This window comes from Mycoplasma zalophidermidis, from assembly GCF_018913985.1.
Lineage (GTDB): Bacteria > Bacillota_I > Bacilli_A > Mycoplasmatales > Metamycoplasmataceae > Mycoplasmopsis > Mycoplasmopsis zalophidermidis.
In genome coordinates this window covers 1-340 of sequence record NZ_JAHMHK010000029.1, presented here as the reverse complement: position 1 = coordinate 340, position 340 = coordinate 1, and the positions used below count along the sequence as shown (strand labels likewise).

Here is a 340-nt window from a genome sequence, read left to right as displayed (position 1 = left end):
ATCCTAATCCTAATTATTTTGTTGATAATGATGATCAATTGTTTGAAAATTCAATTGCTAATAAATATTGGTTTTATTCAAACTTTGAAGAAAAGAAAAGAGAATGAAGTTATTATGAATTGCAGGAGAAATGAAAGCAAGATTATAATGGCTTAACTTCATTTTATAAAGGAAGTATAAATAAAAATTTATTAAAAAAGGTATCGAATACTAATGCATATAATGATGAACTTATTGGTGTTTTATCCAAAAAAGAAATCCTTGAAGAATGTAATGCACTTCAACAGCATTTTAGGGAATATCATTATTTAGCTCCCAAAGCGGAATTATTGAAAAACGA

The 340-nt window shown here is 25.6% G+C and carries 1 protein-coding gene; it reads left to right on the top strand.

The window, feature by feature from the left end; translation table 4 throughout:
• On the top strand, positions 1-340 hold a 340-nt coding region (locus KQ878_RS04555; protein WP_373422579.1), incomplete at both ends, for a hypothetical protein.